General features: G+C 57.7%; 16 protein-coding genes. 14 read left to right on the top strand and 2 right to left on the bottom strand.

What is annotated here, in order from left to right; all coding sequences use genetic code 11:
• Positions 1–358: 358 nt before the first annotated feature.
• A complete protein-coding gene (locus FFS28_RS02435) occupies positions 359–1,342 on the top strand; it encodes an aldo/keto reductase (protein WP_137848665.1) in 984 nt (327 codons plus the stop codon).
• Position 1,343: 1 nt separating this feature from the next.
• On the opposite strand, the gene FFS28_RS02430 is transcribed toward FFS28_RS02435, so the two are convergent.
• The gene (locus tag FFS28_RS02430) at positions 1,344–2,234 is read right to left on the bottom strand and encodes a LysR family transcriptional regulator (protein ID WP_058608732.1); all 891 of its coding nucleotides are present in this window, start codon (positions 2,232–2,234) and stop codon (positions 1,344–1,346) included.
• Positions 2,235–2,346: 112 nt separating this feature from the next.
• On the opposite strand from FFS28_RS02430, the gene FFS28_RS02425 reads away from it, so the two are divergent.
• From FFS28_RS02425 to FFS28_RS21775, 12 genes are all read left to right on the top strand, one after another.
• Positions 2,347–2,745: a (R)-mandelonitrile lyase gene (locus FFS28_RS02425; protein WP_137848664.1), complete on the top strand. Its 399-nt coding sequence runs from the start codon at positions 2,347–2,349 to the stop codon at positions 2,743–2,745.
• 147 nt (positions 2,746–2,892) lie between these two features.
• Entirely contained in the window at positions 2,893–3,894 is a 1,002-nt protein-coding gene (locus FFS28_RS02420; RefSeq protein ID WP_137848663.1) for an LLM class flavin-dependent oxidoreductase, read from the top strand.
• Positions 3,891–5,012 carry a M20 peptidase aminoacylase family protein gene (locus FFS28_RS02415; RefSeq protein WP_137848662.1) on the top strand — a complete coding sequence of 374 codons (1,122 nt, stop codon included), beginning with the start codon at positions 3,891–3,893 and terminating at the stop codon, positions 5,010–5,012. Before FFS28_RS02420 ends, FFS28_RS02415 begins: the two co-directional genes overlap by 4 nt.
• 15 nt (positions 5,013–5,027) lie before the next feature.
• Entirely contained in the window at positions 5,028–6,344 is a 1,317-nt protein-coding gene (locus FFS28_RS21910) for an LLM class flavin-dependent oxidoreductase (RefSeq protein WP_137848661.1), read from the top strand.
• 12 nt (positions 6,345–6,356) lie between these two features.
• Positions 6,357–7,289: an ABC transporter substrate-binding protein gene (locus FFS28_RS21905; protein ID WP_137848660.1), complete on the top strand. Its 933-nt coding sequence runs from the start codon at positions 6,357–6,359 to the stop codon at positions 7,287–7,289.
• A 9-nt stretch (positions 7,290–7,298) separates the two neighbouring features.
• A complete protein-coding gene (locus FFS28_RS02400; RefSeq protein WP_137848659.1) occupies positions 7,299–7,808 on the top strand; it encodes a GNAT family N-acetyltransferase in 510 nt (169 codons plus the stop codon).
• A 9-nt stretch (positions 7,809–7,817) separates the two neighbouring features.
• Entirely contained in the window at positions 7,818–8,741 is a 924-nt protein-coding gene (locus FFS28_RS02395; RefSeq protein ID WP_137848658.1) for an amino acid ABC transporter permease, read from the top strand.
• Positions 8,725–9,498: an amino acid ABC transporter ATP-binding protein gene (locus tag FFS28_RS02390; protein ID WP_006175420.1), complete on the top strand. Its 774-nt coding sequence runs from the start codon at positions 8,725–8,727 to the stop codon at positions 9,496–9,498. The genes FFS28_RS02395 and FFS28_RS02390 overlap by 17 nt, the downstream gene beginning before the upstream one ends.
• A 9-nt stretch (positions 9,499–9,507) precedes the next feature.
• Positions 9,508–10,395, top strand: coding sequence for a transporter substrate-binding domain-containing protein (locus tag FFS28_RS02385; protein WP_137848657.1), 888 nt, complete (start codon positions 9,508–9,510; stop codon positions 10,393–10,395).
• 41 nt (positions 10,396–10,436) lie between these two features.
• Entirely contained in the window at positions 10,437–11,054 is a 618-nt protein-coding gene (locus tag FFS28_RS02380; RefSeq protein ID WP_137848656.1) for a glutathione S-transferase family protein, read from the top strand.
• A 37-nt stretch (positions 11,055–11,091) separates the two neighbouring features.
• Positions 11,092–11,322 carry a tautomerase PptA gene (gene pptA, locus FFS28_RS02375; protein WP_088209151.1) on the top strand — a complete coding sequence of 77 codons (231 nt, stop codon included), beginning with the start codon at positions 11,092–11,094 and terminating at the stop codon, positions 11,320–11,322.
• Between the two features lie 146 nt (positions 11,323–11,468).
• The gene (locus tag FFS28_RS21775) at positions 11,469–11,639 is read left to right on the top strand and encodes a YnfU family zinc-binding protein (RefSeq protein ID WP_306417979.1); all 171 of its coding nucleotides are present in this window, start codon (positions 11,469–11,471) and stop codon (positions 11,637–11,639) included.
• A 128-nt stretch (positions 11,640–11,767) separates the two neighbouring features.
• On the opposite strand, the gene FFS28_RS02370 is transcribed toward FFS28_RS21775, so the two are convergent.
• On the bottom strand, positions 11,768–12,067 hold the full coding sequence (locus tag FFS28_RS02370) for an ArsR/SmtB family transcription factor (RefSeq protein WP_006175413.1): 300 nt from the start codon (positions 12,065–12,067) through the stop codon (positions 11,768–11,770).
• Between the two features lie 160 nt (positions 12,068–12,227).
• Here FFS28_RS02370 and fusA point away from each other — a divergent pair, with 160 nt between their 5' ends.
• The gene (gene fusA, locus FFS28_RS02365; protein WP_137848655.1) at positions 12,228–14,330 is read left to right on the top strand and encodes an elongation factor G; all 2,103 of its coding nucleotides are present in this window, start codon (positions 12,228–12,230) and stop codon (positions 14,328–14,330) included.
• Positions 14,331–14,363: the final 33 nt, after the last annotated feature.

Below are 14,363 nucleotides of genomic sequence, written 5' to 3'. Positions count from 1 at the left end.
GATTGCTTCTGCGCAGGCACATGCCGCCTTTCCAGTCATTCTGCGTATGGATAAGGCAAAACATGGCGTGGCATCCTACCTGCAATTTTTAGGTGACGCAAAATATAACCGTGCCGAAAGTGATGCTCATCGAAGGAAATCGTGTGGTCCGAGCAGAGCGGATCATAACGCACTAAAAGTCGGCGAGTTTTTAGACAAACCAGCAGGCGCAGTGATGATTTATTCATCAGCACTGCTTACCGTTCGCCCGAAGTCATTAATGAGTAAAATTCATAGGCACTAGCGGTTTTGCGCTGTAGTGTTCATAAACAAACCCACCTAAAGTTATCCCGACAGAAATAAAAACACGAGGTGAAGAATGCAACAGCGACAGTTAGGTAAAGACGGACTGACGGTTTCAGCGCTTGGGCTGGGATGCATGGGATTAAGCTACGGTTATGGCCCGGCAACGGACAAACAGCAGGCCATCGCGCTTATCCGCGAGGCGGTCGAGCGCGGGGTGACCTTTTTCGACACGGCGGAGATTTACGGGCCCTATATCAATGAAGAGGTGGTTGGCGAGGCGCTGGCACCGTTTCGCAACCGCGTAGTGATTGCCACTAAGTTCGGCTTTGATTGCGAACGGCCGGGGCAGGCGCTGAACAGTCGTCCGGAACATATCCGCGCGGCGGTGGAAGGATCTCTGGCGCGGCTGAAAACCGATTACATCGACCTCTATTATCAGCATCGCGTCGATCCTGACGTACCAATGGAAGATGTCGCCGGAACCGTTGCCGATCTGATTGCCGAAGGCAAGGTGAAGCATTTTGGGCTTTCTGAAGCGGGCGTAGATTCCATTCGTCGCGCCCACGCGGTATGTCCGGTGACTGCATTGCAGAGCGAATATTCCCTGTGGTGGCGGCAACCAGAGCAGCAGCTCCTGCCGCTACTGGAGGAGCTGAACATCGGGTTTGTACCCTTCAGTCCGCTGGGTAAAGGCTTTCTGACCGGGGCAATCGACGCCAGTACGACCTTCGACAGCAGCGATTTTCGCAACGTCGTTCCGCGCTTTAGCGAGGCGTCGCGCCAGGCGAATCAGAAACTGGTTGAGGTGGTCAAGAGCATGGCAGCGGAGCAGGGCGTAACGCCAGCCCAAATCGCCCTGGCGTGGCTGCTGGCAAAAGCCCCATGGATTGTCCCGATTCCTGGCACAACCAGGCTGCACCGGCTGGAGGAAAATCTGGCTGCGGTAAACGTGACCCTGTCACAAAAAGACCTTGCCAACATTCATCACGCGCTGGCAGACATTGACGTAGTCGGCGAGCGTTATCCGGCTCACCTCCAGTCGCGTGTCGGGAAATAAGCTACCGATAGCGCAGCGCGTCAACCAGCAGCGAGAACGCGGTGGTGTGCTGGCGGCGGCTCGGGTAGTAAAGGTGGTACCCGTCAAAGGGCGGGCACCACGCCTCCAGCACGCGGAGTAATCGCCCCTGGTCGAGCGCCTCGCGGACGGTATCTTCCGGAACGTAAGCGAGGCCCAGACCGCTCTCGGCGGCATCAATACGCTGCGGAAGATTGTTCAGCGTCAGCTGGCCGTCAACCCGCACGCGCAGCTCGCGGCCATCGCGCTCAAACTCCCATGCGTATAAACCGCCGCGCGTCGGCAGGCGCATATTGATGCAGCGGTGATGCTGGAGCTGTTCCGGCGTATCGGGCGTGCCGTAACGCTCAAAATAGTCTGCTGAACCAACCACCGCCATGCGCATATCCGGCGCTATGCGCACGGCGATCATGTCTTTTGCCACCTGTTCGCCGAGGCGCACGCCCGCGTCGAAGCGCCCGTCAACGATGTCCGTCAGCCCGTTATCTACCGTAACCTCGACGTGAATGTCAGGGTATTGCGTCATAAAGGGTTTAAGCACCGGCCACAGCACGGCAGACATCGCATGCTCCCCGGCGGTCAGGCGAATATTCCCGGCGGGTCGATCGCGGGTATCACGCAGTGCAGTGAGTTCTTGTTCAATCTCCAGCAGGTGCGGGCTGAGTCGCATCAACAGCCTTTCACCAGCTTCTGTCGGGGCCACGCTGCGCGTGGTGCGCGTCAGAAGCCGAACCTCGAGCCTCGCCTCCAGGTTACGCATCGCGTGGCTGAGCGCCGACTGGGAAACTCCGAGCTGCGCGGCCGCACGGGTAAAGCTGCGTTCCCGTGCAACCACCATGAACGAGAGCAGATCGTTAAAATTGTCTTTAAGCATACTGACGCCCTGATTTATGAATTCGTCTCATAGTTCCTTTCTGATTATGCACTCTAATGCTCGCCTGCGCTTTGCGCTACTGTTACCTCAACAGCAAAAAAAGGAGACAACGATGAAGATTATCCGCAGTGGTTCATTACCTTCCGCGAAGGGGCCGGAAGCCTGGTTTACCGGTACCGTACGCATTGACGCCCCGTTCCAGGCAACCGAACCGGCAAAAGTGGGCGGCGCAACGGTGACGTTCGAGCCGGGTGCGCGCACCACCTGGCACACGCATCCGCTCGGGCAGACGCTCATCGTCACCCAGGGGCGCGGCTGGCTGCAGGCGTGGGGAGAAGAGGCCGAACCGCTAAATCAGGGCGATATCGCCTGGATCGAGCCAGGCGTAAAACACTGGCACGGTGCCTGCGCCGAAACGGCAATGACTCATATTGCGATTGCCGAATCGGTTAACGGCAGCCCGGTGGAATGGCTGGAAAAAGTCACCGACGAGCAGTACCCCGGGGCCTGACCAACAACGGGAAAAACCGCCAAGGCCTTATTCTTAGCATGGTTTTGTATATCTGATTTCCGGCAAACCAAATGTAAATTAATTGTTTCTCAGCGATGAAATACGCCTTTAATAATGACGGCATGTTAAGTCAAACGAGAAGCGAACATGTCCTGGCGAATCAGCATTCTGGATAAAAGCCCCGTTGCGGAAAATGAAACGGCCGCCGATGCGCTGGCGCGAACCCTAAGCCTGGCGCAGCTGGCGGAAACGTTGGGTTACCACCGCTTCTGGATTGCCGAGCACCACAATACCCCTCAGCTTGCCAGCCCCTCACCGGAGCTGCTGATTGCCTGGATCCTCGGGCAAACACGGCGTATCCGCGTGGGATCGGGCGGCGTCATGCTTCAGCATTACAGCCCTTACAAGGTGGCAGAGAATTTTAACCTGCTGGCCGCTTTAGCCCCCGGACGGGTCGATCTTGGCGTCGGAAAAGCGCCTGGTGGCCTGCCGCTCTCTACCCGTGCGCTTCAGCATGGCCTGAACCCGCAGGAAAAAGGGAGCTTTGCCGATCAGCTCACGCAGCTTGATCGCTGGCTTCGCCCTGAGTATCAGTCTGCGGACGAGGCCGTGCGCGCCACGCCGCTGCCGCCGCTGCCCGCACAGGGCTTTTTGCTTGGAGCCAGCGTCGAAAGCGCGCTTCTTGCGGCGTCGCTCGGCTGGCATTTTGTCTTTGCTGCCCATCTTAATGGCGATCCGGATCTACTGCGCGAGGTGGTGGCGACCTGGCGCGAGCACAGCACCCTTGACGTTATCGTGGCCGTGCAGGCCATCGTGGCAACGACGCAGTCCGAGGCACAAGCCCTGGCGCAGAAGGTGGAAGTGTGGGGCGTTGAGCTGGCAAACGGCCAGCGCGTGACGGTAGCCAGCGAGGAGCAGGCCTACGCCTTTGCGCGTCAGGCCGGGAGCGAACCGCTGCGTATTGCCCGCCGGGCGCAGTCTCTGCTGGTCGGAACGGCTGATGCGGTGGTGGCGCAGCTTGAAGCTTTGCATCAACAGTGGGGCATTGATGAGTTCATCATCGATACCCCGATTGCAGAAGGTACACGCCGCACGCGATCCCTTCGTCTGCTGGCAGAGGCCAGACTGAATAAGGCGGTGACGGTATGAATCTTAGCGAACAGCTAATTTCCTGGCGTCGTGAGCTGCACCAGCACCCCGAGCTGTCCGGTCAGGAGGTTGAAACAACCGCGCGGCTGCGCCAGTGGCTGACTCAGGCTGGGATCGCGCCGCTGCCCTATGACCTTCAAACCGGACTGGTCGCGGAAATTGGCTCGGGTAAAAAGCTAATTGCCCTACGGGCGGACATTGATGCTCTGCCCATTGAGGAGCGCAGCGGCGTGCCGTTTAGCTCGCAGCGCCCGGGGGTGATGCACGCCTGCGGTCATGACGTGCATACCAGCGTTATTCTTGGCGCAGCGCTAAAACTGAAAGCGCGGGAAGCTTCGCTTGCCGGGCGAGTGCGGATCCTCTTCCAGCCAGCCGAAGAGAACTTTGGCGGTGCGAAAAGCATGGTCCGTGCCGGTGCGTTACGCGACGTGAGCGCCATCTTCGGTATGCATAACGAGCCGTCGCTGCCGGTTGGTGAATTTGCCACCCGCGGCGGGCCGTTTTACGCCAACGTTGATCGCTTCGCCATCCGCATTACCGGCAAGGGCGCACACGCGGCGCGTCCTCACGAGGGCAACGATGCCATCGTGCTGGCAAGTCAGCTGGTGACGGCGCTGCAAAGCGTGGCCAGCCGGAACGTCAACACGCTGGATTCGGTGGTGCTCAGCGTCACGCGCATCACCGGGGGCAATACCTGGAACGTTCTGCCGGAGACGGTTGAGCTGGAGGGGACGCTGCGCACTCACCGCAGCGACGTGCAGCAAAAGGTAAAAGCGCGTGTCGGCGACATCGCCGCCGGGTTTGCCAGCGCCTTTAACGCCCAAATCGATATCACCTGGTATGCCGGACCCGCCGCGCTGGTTAACGACGAGCACTGGGCGGCGTTTGCCACCTCGGTCGCCAGAGAAGCGGGCTACGAAACCCATCATGCGGAGCTGCATATGGGCGGGGAAGATTTTGCGGTGTATCTGCAAAATATACCCGGCGCGTTTGTCAGCATCGGCAGCGCCAGCCCCTTTGGTTTACATCACCCGGCGTTTAACCCGGACGAAGCGTTAATTGAACCCGCTGCCGCCTATTTTGCGCAGCTGGCGGAAAAAGCGCTGCAACACGTTTAATTATAAGAGGTGAATATGTCTGCAACTCGTCAGCTGCGGCTGGGCACTATTTTGCACGGCGCATCAGGGAATATGTCTGCATGGCGACATCCGGCGGCCGTCGCCGATGCCAGCATTAATTTTGATTTTGTTAAAAAGACGGCGCTAAAAGCGGAAGAGGGCAAACTGGATTTTCTTTTTGTCGCCGACGGACTTTATATTAACGAGAAATCCATTCCGCACTTTTTAAATCGCTTTGAACCGCTGACGGTATTATCGGCGCTGGCAAGTCTTACTTCCCGACTGGGATTAGTGGGCACCTTGTCAACCTCCTACAGTGAGCCGTTTACCGTGGCGCGCCAGTTTGCCAGCCTCGATCACCTGAGCCATGGCCGCGCGGGATGGAACGTAGTGACCTCTCCGCTGGAAGGTTCAGCCAAAAACTTCTCCCGTGAGAAACACCCGGAACACGCGCTGCGCTATCGCATCGCTGATGAATATCTCGACGTGGTGAAAGGGTTATGGGACTCCTGGGAAGGCGATGCCTTTATCCGTGATAAAGCGAGCGGACGCTTTTTTGACCCGGATAAACTGCATACTCTTGATCATCACGGTGATTTCTTTCAGGTTGCCGGACCGCTGAATATTGGCCGCACGCCGCAAGGACGCCCGATTCTATTTCAGGCGGGCGCGTCGGATGACGGTAAAAAGCTGGCAGCGAAACACGCTGATGCCATATTTACCCACCACGAAACGCTAGACGAAGCGCAAGCATTTTATCGCGACGTGAAGCAACAACTGGAAAATAACGGTCGTCGCGCGTCGGATTTACATATTTTCCAGGGCGTGAGCGTGATTGTCGGCAAAGATGCTGAAGACGTGGAAAACCAGTATCAAACCACGGCGGCGCTGGTGTCCATTACCGACGCGCTGAATTACCTCGGACGTTATTTTGAACACCACGATTTTAGCCAGTATCCCCTGGACGCGCCGTTCCCGGACGTGGGCGATTTAGGTAAAAACAGCTTTCGCAGCACCACCGATGAGATCAAGCGTAATGCCGCTGAGCGCCAGTTAACGTTGCGTCAGGTAGCGCTGGAAGCAGCATCCCCGCGCCCGCGCTTTTCCGGCACGCCGGAGCAGGTGGCGGATGGCCTTCAGGCGTGGTTCGAGGGCTATGCAGCCGACGGTTTTATCATTCAGGGCGGCACGCCGGACACCTTCCCGCGCTTTGTTGACCATGTCGTGCCGGTATTACAGGCGCGCGGCCTGTTTCGTACTGACTACCCCGGCACCACGCTGCGCGACAGTCTGGGTTTAGACGAACCCACAAATCAGTTCACACAACAATAAGAGAACGCCGCTATGCAGAAAACATCGCTTATTCTGGCGCTTGCGCTGGCCATTACTCCTGCAGTCTGGGCTGAGAATGTCACTATCAATGGCACCGGCGTAAGCCTGGAAGCCAACAAAACACCAATTAACACTGCCAAAAACAGCGCGGCGGTGGCGCAGCTGCCGAAAGACTATCACTTTGCCGTCACTGGAAAATTTACCGTCGCCGTGGCAGGGCTGAACCAGCCGCCGCTGACGGTGTTTGCCGACGATAACAAAACGCTGCTTGGCAGCGAGGTGGATATTGCTCGTCTGGTGGCGGATAGCCTGGGGCTTGAGCTGAACGTGGTGCCGACCTCCTGGGAGGACTGGCCGCTCGGCGTGGCGTCCGGGAAATATGACGCGGCTATTAGCAATATTACCGTCACCAAAGCGCGTAAAGAGAAGTTTGATTTTGCCACCTACCGCAAGGATTCCCTGGGCTTCTACGTGAAATCGACCAGCCCGATAAAAACGCTTGAGAAGGCGGAAGATATCGCCGGTCTGCGCATCATCGTTGGCTCCGGCACCAATCAGGAAGCCATCCTGCTGGCGTGGAATGCTGAAAACCTGAAAAAAGGGCTTAAGCCGTTCACCCCGGTCTACACCAAAGACGATGCTGCGCAAACCCTGGCGCTGCAATCCGGGCGCGCGGACGCCTGGTTTGGCCCAAACGTTATTGGCGCGTGGAAAGCGGCGTTGAGCGGCAAAACCGGGCTGGTCGGCAGCGTCGACGGCGGCTGGCCGAAGGCGGCACACATCGCGGTAACGCTGAAAAAAGGCAGCGGCCTGGTTGAGCCGGTGCAGACTGCGCTAAACGGCGTGATTACAAACGGTGATTACGACAAAGTCCTCAACCGTTGGGGGGAAGGCGTTGAACGTATCCCGAATTCTGAAGTTAACCCGGCAGGTCTGGGCGATTAAGGGGGGATTATGCGCGAGCAATTTCGTGATGTATCGCCGGAAGATGCCGAACTTCAGCCCATCATCAAGGGGTTATTCGGCGAATACGCTGCCCGATACGGGGACTACTTTTCGAAAGACGCCGAGGTGGAATTGACCGAATGGTATCTCGCACCGCAGGGGCTGTTTATCGTGCTGGAACGCGACGGGAAAATTATCGCTACCGGGGCCTACAAACCCTTTGATGAACGCACCGCGGAGATCAAGCGCATCTGGACCGACAAAACGCTGCGCCAGCAGGGGCTGGCGGGCCGGGTAGTGCAGGAGCTGGAGCGGCGGGCGGCACTGGCGGGCTACAGTCAGATTTACCTCACCACCGGTTTTCGCCAGCCGGAAGCGGTACGGCTTTATCTTAGCCAGGGATATCAGCCGCAGTTCGATCTTCACCGCGATCCGGAAGAGTACAGCCAGCCGCCGTTCGATGGCCGGCTGCGTTTCACCAAAACGCTGATCCGCGAAGCGCTCAGCAAATCCGCATGAGGAACGACGATGAGCAACGTTGAAACCATTAAAGTGGTCCCGGCGCGCTATCCGCTGCGCACCGTTGGCGCGGTGGCCGCGCTGTTTATCCTGGCCGTGGTGATCCAGTCCGTGGCCTTTAACCCGCGCTGGGAGTGGGCGGTCTTCGCCCGCTGGTTCTTCGATCCGGTTATTCTGGAGGGCGTCGGCCAGACGCTGCTGTTGACGCTCATTGGCACCGTGCTGAGCGTATTCCTCGGCGGGATGCTGGCGCTGGCGAGACTCTCTTCCAGCTGGCTGTTGAGCAGCATGGCGTGGGCCTACATCTGGCTGTTTCGTTCGCTGCCGCTGATCGTGGTGCTGATTATTCTCTATAACTTCTCCTATCTGTACGACACCCTTTCGCTGGGCGTGCCGTTTACCGATATTCTCTGGGGGCGCTTTGAGACCATCAACGTGCTGGGGCAGTTTTCTACCGCCGTGGTGGGGCTGACGCTGGTGCAGAGCGCCTATACCGCCGAGATCGTTCGCGGAGGCTTCCTCGGGGTCGATCACGGTCAGTATGAAGCCGCCGCCGCGCTCGGCCTGCCGGCCTGGCGGCGCACCGTGCGCATTATCCTGCCGCAGGCGCTGCGCACCATACTGCCGTCCGGCTTTAACGAGATCATCAGCCTCGCCAAAGGCACGGCAATGGTATACGTCCTGGCAATGCCGGAGTTGTTCTACACCATTCAGATGATCTACAACCGCACGCAGGAGGTCATTCCGCTGCTGATGGTCGGGGCCGTCTGGTATCTGGTGATAACCACCGTCCTGTCAGCGATCCAGCATGTCGTGGAACGCGGGCTTGCCCGCAGCGAACGCCGCTCCGCCGTAAATCATCACCGCGCATCCCGCCGTACCCGTTCCGTCAACACCCCAGTACAGGAGCCCGTCCATGCAAGCCTCTCCTGAAGGACATATTTCCATCACCGGCGTCAGCAAATTCTTTGGCCGCCATAAGGCACTGGATAACGTCTCGCTTGAGATCCCGCCCGGTTCCGTCACAGTGATCCTCGGGCCGTCCGGTTCGGGCAAATCGACGCTGCTGCGCACCATTAACCACCTGGAGCGCGTCGATGAAGGCTTTATTCAGATAGACGGGGAGTACGTTGGCTATCGTCGTCAGGGCGACAAACTCTACGAGCTGAAGGAGAACGCGATACTGAAACAGCGCGTCAACGTGGGGTATGTGTTCCAGAACTTTAATCTTTTCCCGCACCTCACGGTGCTGGAAAACCTGATTGAAGCGCCCATCGCGCACAAAAAACTCAGCCGCAAAGAGGCTATCGACAGCGCATACAGCCTGCTGGACGTGGTGGGACTGCGCGACAAGGCCGATGCCTGGTCACGCCATCTCTCCGGCGGGCAACAGCAGCGGATTGCCATCGCGCGCGCGCTGGCGTTGCGCCCTCGGGTGATGCTGTTTGATGAACCAACGTCAGCGCTCGATCCGGAGCTGGTGGGTGAGGTGCTGGACGTGATCAAAAAACTCGCGCGCTCCGGTACGACGCTGGTGGTGGTGACGCACGAGATCGGGTTTGCCCGTGAAGTGGCGGATCAGGTGGTGTTTATGGTCGACGGTAAAATTGTGGAGCAGGGCAGCAGCGACGAAGTGTTAAACCATCCGTCGCACCCGCGCACCCGCCAGTTCCTGTCAAAAGTGTTGTAAGGAGAGCGAATGAAATATGGACTTCTGCTGGGGCTGATTTTCACCACGGCGGCCGATGCCAGCATTGACTTGAACGCCAACCAGCAACCGCTGCCGGTGGCGGTTGACCCGCAGGCGGTGGCGAAGATCCCGGCAACGTATTCTTTTGTTGAACCCGGCACGCTTACCGTCGCCATTTCGGCACTTAACTCGCCACCGCTGGCGCTGCTTGCCAGCGATAACCGCACGCGCATCGGCAGCGACCCGGACATCGCCCGGCTGCTGGCGGGAAGTCTGGGGTTGAAACTCAAACTGGTGCCGACGGCATGGGAGGACTGGCCGCTCGGGATTGTCTCCGGGCGCTATGACGTGGCGCTGGTGAACATTGCGGTGACCGAGCAGCGCAAAGAGAAGTTTGATTTTGCGACCTACCGCGTCGATTCCCTGGCCTTTTCGGTGAAATCCAACAGCAGCATTCAGTCTATCAAAGGCGCAGGAGATTTGTCGGGCAAGAAAGTGATCGTTGGCTCCGGCACCAATCAGGAACGCATTCTGCTCGGCTGGAACGACGAGAACAGGCGAGCCGGACGCGCACCAGCGCTGCCGCTTTATCTGACGGATGACGCCTCGGCCAATCTCTATATTCAGTCCGGCAGGGCGGACGTTTTCTTCGGGCCGCAGTCTGTCTCGGCCTATAAAGCGGCGCTCACGGGTAAAACCCGCGTTGTAGGCCTGGGCCCCAAAAAAGCTTACGTCGCCACCACCACCAAAAAAGGCAACGGGCTGGTATATGCCCTGCAGGCCGCGCTGGATGGGGCAATTACGCGAGGGGAATATCAGAAGGTGCTGGCACGCTGGGGTGAGGAGGGCGAAGCGGTGGACCATTCACAGGTCAATCCGCCAGGGATAACCTACTGAGCATGCTCTACACTTAGGGTTTTGAACCCTGAGGGGGCAACATGATCACGCTTTATGGTGTACCCGGCTGGGGGTCGGCGATCGGTGAAATCATGCTGACGCTGGCCGACATTCCCTACCAATTGATCAACGTGGACGGATTCGATCGGCCCGGCCCACAGCGCGACCTGCTGCAAAAGCGTAACCCGCTGTGCCAGGTCCCGACGCTGGAGCTGGAAAATGGCACGATCCTGACCGAAACGGCGGCGATAGCGCTGATGGTGCTCGACAAATGCCCCGATCTTGCGCCACCCGTCGGGCACGCCGATCGCCCGCAGTTTCAGCGTCTGCTGATCTGGCTGGTCGCCAATGTCTATCCCACTTTTACCTTTGCCGATTATCCTGAACGCTGGGCGCCGGACGCCCCTGAACAGCTGAAGGACAATTGTATCGCGTACCGCAAAACGCTGTACGCGTGGCTGGATAATCACCTGAAAGCCACGCCGTATGCCTTTGGCGAGCAGCTGACCCTGATTGACGCCTATATTGTGGTGATGCGCACCTGGGGGCCGCGTCATGACTGGTTTGCAGCCAATACGCCAAAGATCACGGCCATTGCTGACGCGATGTGTCAGCGTCCTGAACTGCACAAGGTGTTAAAGGCTAATGAAATTATCTGATAACGTGGAATACTCACTCACAACAGGAAGTCAGCCCATGCCACACGTTGATATTAAATGTTTTCCCCGCGAGCTAAATGACGAGCAAAAAACCGCGCTGGCAGCGGATATTGCCGACGTGATTATTCGCCATCTGAACAGCAAAGACGGCTCTATATCGGTTGCGCTTAATCAGGTGCAGCAGGATGACTGGAAGGCGCAGGTCTGGGATACCGAGATTGGCCCGAAGCTGGATGAACTGATTAAAAAACCGGGCTACTCGATGTAATTATTTTGCCGGGCAGTGGTGGGATCCCGCCCGGCAATATTCATTAACGCTGTCGTCCGGTTTGTCCGAAACGGCAAGTCACTGGAAAATAAAAGCAAGCAACGGGTGGCGTAAACGTGTATGGTGGCAGTCCCTTAAATCAGGAGATGCCTATGTCTGGACGTAAAAACACGCTAGCTCGTCGTAATTATTTAGTTAAATGCCCATGCCCAAATTGTTCAAAAGATTCTGAACACAGCTTTAGCCGAGTACAAAAAGGTGCCCAACTTGTTTGCCCGCACTGCAGCACGTTATTTAAATCAACGCAGCGACTCTAAACGCCCGCACCTGCCAGATGATCAGCAACGACAGTAAAGCCTGACTCATTTGGCAACGTAATTTCCCCACACGGTAGTTCTGCAAAACGTCTGTTTTGGCTTTCGACATTGCTGATAAAATAATAACGTCAGTTTTTCTTCAGCAATATCGCCATCAGCCCTGGAAAACGGGCGTCAAGATCCTCTCGTCGCAGTGAAATCATATTTTCTCGTCCCTGTGCCCGCTGCCAGATAACGCCGCTATCGCGTAATACGCGCCAGTGGTGGGTCATGGTGGATTTCACCACATCCGCCGGGCGCAGCGCGTTACAGCTCAGTTCGCTGCCGTCGGCGAGGCGGCGAACGATCGCCAGGCGTAGCGGATTGCCAAGGGCGAAGAGCACATTTTCCAGCTGTATTTGTTCAGGTTCCGGGTGGTTTGGGATCATCGTTTTCCTGCATCTGATGTCAGATTGAGCTATATGAACAATAGGTGAACCGTTAAAAAATAGTTCGATAATACTCGTACAATAGGACTATTATAACAAACGAAATTACCTACGACCATCCTGGTCGTCTCATAAACGTCTTAATGACTAAGGATTTATCATGCCCCGACCCATCCCTTTCGAACGTTATCGCAACATCGGTATCTCCGCGCATATCGATGCCGGCAAAACGACCACCACCGAGCGCATCCTGTTTTACACGGGGATGAGCCACAAGCTGGGCGAAGTACACGATGGCGCGGCAACAACCGACTGGATGGCGCAGGAGCAGGAACGCGGGATAACCATTACCTCCGCAGCCGTGAGCTGCTTCTGGCCGGGTATGGACCGTGGGTTTGAACCGCACCGGATCAACATCATCGACACCCCCGGGCACGTTGACTTCACCATTGAGGTTGAGCGTTCCATGCGCGTGCTCGACGGCGCGGTGATGGTGTATGACTCGGTGGGCGGCGTGCAGCCGCAGTCGGAAACCGTCTGGCGTCAGGCCAACAAATATCACGTTCCGCGCCTGGCGTTCGTCAATAAGATGGATCGCCCGGGGGCCGATTTCTTCCGCGTGGTGCGAATGATGCAGGAGCGCCTGAAGGCCAACCCGGTGCCGATCGTTATTCCGGTGGGTGCCGAGGAGCATTTCAGCGGCGTGGTCGATCTCATCAAGATGCGTACCATCGTGTGGGACGATGCCACCCAGGGGATGGCATTTAGCTACGCGCCCGTTCCTGACGATCTACTCAACACCGCGAAGACGTGGCGGGATAACATGGTCTCTGCGGCGGCGGAAGCGAACGACGCGCTGATGGATAAGTACCTCGAAACGGGCGATCTGGACGAAGCTGACATTATCCGGGGGCTGCGTAACCGGACGATTGCCGGTGAAATCCAGCCGATGCTGTGCGGCAGCGCCTTTAAAAATAAAGGGGTGCAGCGCATGCTGGACGCGGTGATCGAACTGATGCCGTCTCCGCTGGACGTGCCCGCCATCGATGGTATTGATGAAAAAGGGCAGCACGCCGAGCGTCATCCGAGCGATGAAGAACCGTTCTCAGCGCTGGCGTTCAAGCTGATGAGTGACCCGTACGTGGGCCAGCTGACCTTTATACGCGTTTACTCCGGTGTGCTGAGAAAAGGCGACGCGGTGTATAACCCGGTTAAAGGTAAAAAAGAGCGCATCGGGCGTATTGTGCTGATGCATGCCAACGACCGTCATGAAGTGGACGAACTGCGTACCGGGGATATTGCCGCCTGCGTGGGGCTAAAAGATGTCACCACGGGTGACACTCTGACCGATCCCGATGCGGTGATCACCCTTGAGCGGATGGAGTTCCCGGACCCGGTGATTTCGCTGGCGATCGAGCCGAAGACCAAGGCCGATCAGGAAAAAATGGGGCTGGCGCTGCAGCGTCTGGCTGCGGAAGACCCCTCGTTCCGCCTGCACACGGACGAAGAGTCCGGGCAGACGATTATTTCCGGGATGGGCGAGCTGCATCTGGAGATTATCGTTGACCGCATGAAGCGCGAGTTTGGCGTAGAAGCCAACATCGGGCGTCCGCAGGTCACCTACCGTGAGACTCTGCGTAAAGCGGTGAAGGATATTGAAGGTAAGTTTGTCCGGCAGTCCGGCGGGAAAGGGCAGTATGGCCATGTTGTGCTGAGCCTTGAGCCGTCTGAACCCGGAAGTGGTTTCACCTTTGAAGATGCCACCAAGGGCGGCGTGGTGCCACGTGAGTACATCCCTTCTGTTGAAAAAGGGCTGCGTGAAGCCATGAACAGCGGCGTGCTGGCCGGTTATCCGGTTGTCGACGTGAAGGCGACCCTGACGTTTGGTTCGTATCACGACGTGGACTCCTCGGAGATGGCGTTCCGCATGGCGGCGATCCTCGGGTTCAAAGAGGGCGCACGCAGGGCGGACCCGGCTATTCTTGAGCCGGTGATGCATGTCGAGGTGGAAACGCCGGAAGAGTACGCCGGAAATATCATGGGCGATCTCTCGTCTCGTCGCGGTATGGTGCAGGGAATGGCCGAGCAGTACGGCAGCCAAATCATTCGTGCTGATGTGCCGCTGGCAGAGATGTTTGGCTACGCCACCACGCTGCGTTCGATGTCCCAGGGACGCGCGACCTATACGATGGAATTCGACCATTTCGCCGAAGCGCCGCGAAATGTAGCGGATGAAATCATTGCACGGCGTGCGAAGAGTTAGGTCATTGCATGGTAGCCTTGAGGCTACCATGCG

Origin of the sequence: Enterobacter sp. 2VL, from assembly GCF_005503595.1 — a bacterium.
GTDB classification, from domain to species: Bacteria; Pseudomonadota; Gammaproteobacteria; order Enterobacterales; family Enterobacteriaceae; genus Enterobacter; species Enterobacter cancerogenus.
This window is presented reverse-complemented; position numbering and strand designations above follow the sequence as displayed.

Bases quoted from the DNA above. Each gene is read 5' to 3' on its own strand.
- FFS28_RS02435 (WP_137848665.1), top strand. From the start codon at position 359: ATGCAACAGCGACAGTTAGGTAAAGACGGACTGACGGTTTCAGCGCTT.
- FFS28_RS02430 (WP_058608732.1), bottom strand. From the start codon at position 2,234: ATGCTTAAAGACAATTTTAACGATCTGCTCTCGTTCATGGTGGTTGCA.
- FFS28_RS02425 (WP_137848664.1), top strand. From the start codon at position 2,347: ATGAAGATTATCCGCAGTGGTTCATTACCTTCCGCGAAGGGGCCGGAA.
- FFS28_RS02420 (WP_137848663.1), top strand. From the start codon at position 2,893: ATGTCCTGGCGAATCAGCATTCTGGATAAAAGCCCCGTTGCGGAAAAT.
- FFS28_RS02415 (WP_137848662.1), top strand. From the start codon at position 3,891: ATGAATCTTAGCGAACAGCTAATTTCCTGGCGTCGTGAGCTGCACCAG.
- FFS28_RS21910 (WP_137848661.1), top strand. From the start codon at position 5,028: ATGTCTGCAACTCGTCAGCTGCGGCTGGGCACTATTTTGCACGGCGCA.
- FFS28_RS21905 (WP_137848660.1), top strand. From the start codon at position 6,357: ATGCAGAAAACATCGCTTATTCTGGCGCTTGCGCTGGCCATTACTCCT.
- FFS28_RS02400 (WP_137848659.1), top strand. From the start codon at position 7,299: ATGCGCGAGCAATTTCGTGATGTATCGCCGGAAGATGCCGAACTTCAG.
- FFS28_RS02395 (WP_137848658.1), top strand. From the start codon at position 7,818: ATGAGCAACGTTGAAACCATTAAAGTGGTCCCGGCGCGCTATCCGCTG.
- FFS28_RS02390 (WP_006175420.1), top strand. From the start codon at position 8,725: ATGCAAGCCTCTCCTGAAGGACATATTTCCATCACCGGCGTCAGCAAA.
- FFS28_RS02385 (WP_137848657.1), top strand. From the start codon at position 9,508: ATGAAATATGGACTTCTGCTGGGGCTGATTTTCACCACGGCGGCCGAT.
- FFS28_RS02380 (WP_137848656.1), top strand. From the start codon at position 10,437: ATGATCACGCTTTATGGTGTACCCGGCTGGGGGTCGGCGATCGGTGAA.
- pptA (WP_088209151.1), top strand. From the start codon at position 11,092: ATGCCACACGTTGATATTAAATGTTTTCCCCGCGAGCTAAATGACGAG.
- FFS28_RS21775 (WP_306417979.1), top strand. From the start codon at position 11,469: ATGCCTATGTCTGGACGTAAAAACACGCTAGCTCGTCGTAATTATTTA.
- FFS28_RS02370 (WP_006175413.1), bottom strand. From the start codon at position 12,067: ATGATCCCAAACCACCCGGAACCTGAACAAATACAGCTGGAAAATGTG.
- fusA (WP_137848655.1), top strand. From the start codon at position 12,228: ATGCCCCGACCCATCCCTTTCGAACGTTATCGCAACATCGGTATCTCC.